Genomic DNA, 3840 nt, shown 5'->3' on the forward strand with positions numbered 1-3840 from the left:
GTTTCTTTTTAAATGACTCCCAATGCTGATGCTTATCAAAGAATATTTGTTTCAAAATATTTTTCTCCATATATTAAAGATACCACAGTCAAAAACACCGTGGTACCACCAAAATTTTATACTTTCTTATCTTTTAAAAAAGGAATCGAACAGCTTGTCCAGGAAGGCGCCATCCAATTGTATAAACATTACCGCACCGAATCGTATATCCTTGGAGCAGTTGGTGAACTGCAGTATGAAGTTTTCCAGTACCGGATGCGGAATGAATACAATGTGGAGGTCATGCTCGAACCAATCGGTGAACGTGTGCCAAGATGGCTGAAGCCCGACCAGGTCGACCCGTCTCTTTATGATGAGCGCAATATGCTGGTCAGGGACCGCTCCGACAATTACGTGGTATTGTTTAAGAACGACTTTTCCCTGAACTGGTTCAAAGATAATCATCCTGATATCGAACTGATCGATCTGTTTGATGTGAATCAGTATGATCAGACAACATGATGACATGCGATATGTGGCGCACAGAATTTCTGCTATGAGATTCTGTGTGCTTTTTTCATGTTGAGATCGTGAAAGTCCTTGCTCTTTTATTGATTCTGTTTTTCTCGTGTTGATATTCTCATTCTTCCGTTGATATTTCATTTATTCTGTTGATTCCTTCTCTCTTCCGTTGATATTTCCTTTCTCCTGTAGATACCTTCTCTCTTTTGCCGAAACCTTCCACCCTCCTGCAGATATACTTCCACCGTGCACCCTTTGTTCTTCGCCCTATTAGAATAACTCGGCATTCGCCTCGCCTTATAGCGAGTGCCGAAGTTTTTCTTATAAGGTCAACCAAAATTTATACTTTCTGACGTTATAAAAAATGGCCGCCCCAAAAGCTTACCTTTTGAGACGGCCTTCCAATCGCCAGGATTAAAGTCAGGAAAGTTTCCCGGCGTCATATTAGCTGATCCTCTGCGTCAGATTAGCTGATTCAGTTCATAGCTGGGATACTGCTATCCCGTACAGCAATATATTCAGGCCGTTTTTTACCGCCCGAATATGGTTCAACTAAGCGATTTTCCACACTGTTATAAACCATGAATAAGTTGTTCCGCGGATATGGTGTAATATTACTGGTTGAACCATGCATCGTATTACATTCAAACAGCGTTATTGAGCCTGCTCTTCCTGTCGGTACGGAAATACCGCCGCCTTTTTCGGCAAGCCAGCGCAGACTCTCCTCGTCAGGCACACCAACTTTCTGTTTTTTCAGCGACTCTTTATAGTTATTGTCGGGTGTTTCCCCTACACAGCTGACATAGTAGTTCTGGGACCCCGGTATAAGCATCAAAGGCCCGTTAAATGTATAGTTGTCGGATAAGGCAATCGATAAACTGACCGCCCGCATCCGTGGCATACCGTCCTCGACATGCCATGTTTCAAAATCAGAATGCCAGTCAAATTCTTTACCCTTGAAACCAGGTTTATAATTGATACGGGATTGATGGATATAAACATCGCTTCCCAGCAAATGATTGACAATGTCGAGTATCCGCTGGTCGTTTGCAACGTCTTTGAAGTAGTTGTCGTCTTTGTGTACGTGAAAAATAGAACGGATGTCATCGCTTTCCGGTTCACGGATCACTTTATCGGAAGTGACATTTTTGTTCGAATCCTGCAATTCAAAAATGGCTTTCTGCATGTCTTTAACTTCCTTATCAGAGAAGAAATTCTCGATCTGCAAAAACCCATTTTGTTCATAGGAATCAAGCTGTTCTTTTGAAATAGGGGCCTGATTATCTTTGGATCGATCCGTGTGTATCACAGGGTCCTTCCGTTCTAAAATTTCCGGCTGGTCCTTCTTTCGTGATGGATAAAGATCTTCCATTATAACAACACTCCCTATTTAAATTTTTCACTTAAACGAAATATGCTATGAAGTTTCCTGGTTAGCCGGGAAACTTTCCTGCAAATTTAACGACATCTCACCCTTCTTATTTAGAGCCTAAAATCCCTAATATAAAAACCATTTAAAATTATTGTACAATTAACCTATTATTATTGCAAGGGGGGCTTGAGAAAAAACCCGGTTGCCGCCTTGTCTTTTTCAGAGGTCGGATTGGTGAAAATCGGTGTGCCAACCCATTTCGGTAATTAAATAACGCCTGAAATGGATACTTTCTGTTCGCAAGAAAAAACTGCCCTATCATGTGACATCAATCAGATAAAACAACTTCAGATTTCAAGAATATTTATTTACTATTTGTCCAGTTTTTTGCTTTATCGGTCTTCAACGCTTTATAAAACGACACAATCATCAGCAGCATAATAATGGAGAATGGAAGTGCTGCTGAGATTAACGCATTTTGTAAGGCTTGAAGCCCGCCAGTGTATAACAGAACAGCTGCAATGGCCGATTGTGCGAACCCCCATGTGAACTTTACCGTCGTCGGGGGTGACAGGGATCCATTAGTCGTCTGCATACCGAGGACAAAGGTTGCCGAATCCGCTGATGTAATAAAAAAAGTACTGATCAGCAGAATTCCCAGAATGGACAAAACCATCCCGAGGGGCAACTGATCAAACATCCCGAATAAGGCCTGTTCATCCGGCAGTCCGGCAATATCAGCGCCATTATTCTGCGCATCGATGCCTGATATCCCAAATGCTGAAAACCATAGAAAGCTGACGACAGACGGCACAATCAGAACACCGGCCAAAAATTCCCTTATCGTGCGTCCTTTTGAGACGCGGGCAATGAATATCCCGACAAACGGGGACCAGGCCATCCACCACGCCCAAAAGAAGACCGTCCAGTCCAATACCCATTGCCGTTCACCTTCGTCATTAGGTGCCAAACGGAAACTCTCGGAAGGAAGCTGCTGAATATAGGCACCGATCGTATCTGTAAATGAATTAATGATATACAAAGTTGGACCCAGAATAACCGTGGCCAGAAGCAATATAACACCTAACCCCATATTGGCATTACTCAAATACTTAATACCTTTACTAAGACCGGTATACGTTGAAATCATAAATAACACGGTCACGACCAAAATTATCAAGAGCTGGACCCAAAACGAAATCGGGATATCAAACAGAAAAGCGACACCGCCGTTAATTTGTGTTGCGCCAAAGCCGAGTGTCGTTGCCACACCTACAATGGTTGCAAATACAGCAATGACATCGACAGCCTTTCCCCACGGTCCTTTCATTCTATCGCCAAACAGCGTTTCCAGTGAAGCACTGACCAGGCCTGGCTTTTCATGACGGAACATAAAGTACGCCAGAACAAGTGCAATAACCGCATAAATGGCCCATGCATGAATGCCATAATGAAAAAATGTCACACGCAAGGCATCTTCAAGTGCCTCCGTAGTCCCGGGCTCAGCTGTTGGAGGTGTTTTAATATAGTGAGAGACGGGTGATGCTACGCCGTAAAATACGAGACCAATGCCCATCCCCGCACTAAACAGCATGGCAAACCATGATGAATAACTGAATTCCGGTTTTTCGCCCGGTCTTCCGAGTTTGATTTTCCCATAAGGACTGATGACCAAATATAAACAAAATAACACAAACAACGTGACAATTAATAAGTAGAACCAGCCAAAATGGGCAGATATATACCCCATAATCGAACCTGAGATATTTTCAAAACTATCTGGTGTAACGACCCCCAATATGGATAGTGCAACGGTAAGGGCAAGCGTAATCCAAAATACCATTGTAACCTTCTTCATATCAGTCAACCTTCCTTTTTAATGATGCAATACTAATGATGCAATACGGACAATTAATCCATACAGTTAGTTTTTCTTTGGAACGTTATTCTATACAGCAGTGGATTGA

The 3840-nt window shown here is 42.5% G+C and carries 2 protein-coding genes and 1 pseudogene; 1 reads left to right on the top strand and 2 read right to left on the bottom strand.

Translation table 11 applies throughout. From position 1 onward, the window contains the following. Positions 1-132 precede the first annotated feature (132 nt). Positions 133-501 (top strand): annotated as a pseudogene (locus VK080_RS11340) (peptide chain release factor 3); the annotation flags it as partial. Between the two features lie 475 nt (positions 502-976). On the opposite strand, the gene thpD reads toward VK080_RS11340, so the two are convergent. Together thpD and VK080_RS11350 are read right to left on the bottom strand one after the other, a co-directional pair. Further along, positions 977-1873: an ectoine hydroxylase gene (thpD, locus tag VK080_RS11345; RefSeq protein ID WP_324224876.1), complete on the bottom strand. Its 897-nt coding sequence runs from the start codon at positions 1871-1873 to the stop codon at positions 977-979. A gap of 364 nt (positions 1874-2237) precedes the next feature. Continuing rightward, positions 2238-3731 (bottom strand): glycine betaine uptake BCCT transporter, encoded by a 1494-nt coding sequence (locus VK080_RS11350; RefSeq protein WP_324224877.1) that lies wholly within the window; start codon positions 3729-3731, stop codon positions 2238-2240. Between the last annotated feature and the right edge of the window lie 109 nt (positions 3732-3840).

It is taken from the genome of Lentibacillus sp. (assembly GCF_035301925.1).
GTDB lineage: Bacteria > Bacillota > Bacilli > Bacillales > Amphibacillaceae > Lentibacillus.

Bases quoted from the DNA above. Each gene is read 5' to 3' on its own strand.
- thpD (WP_324224876.1), bottom strand. From the start codon at position 1,873: ATGGAAGATCTTTATCCATCACGAAAGAAGGACCAGCCGGAAATTTTA.
- VK080_RS11350 (WP_324224877.1), bottom strand. From the start codon at position 3,731: ATGAAGAAGGTTACAATGGTATTTTGGATTACGCTTGCCCTTACCGTT.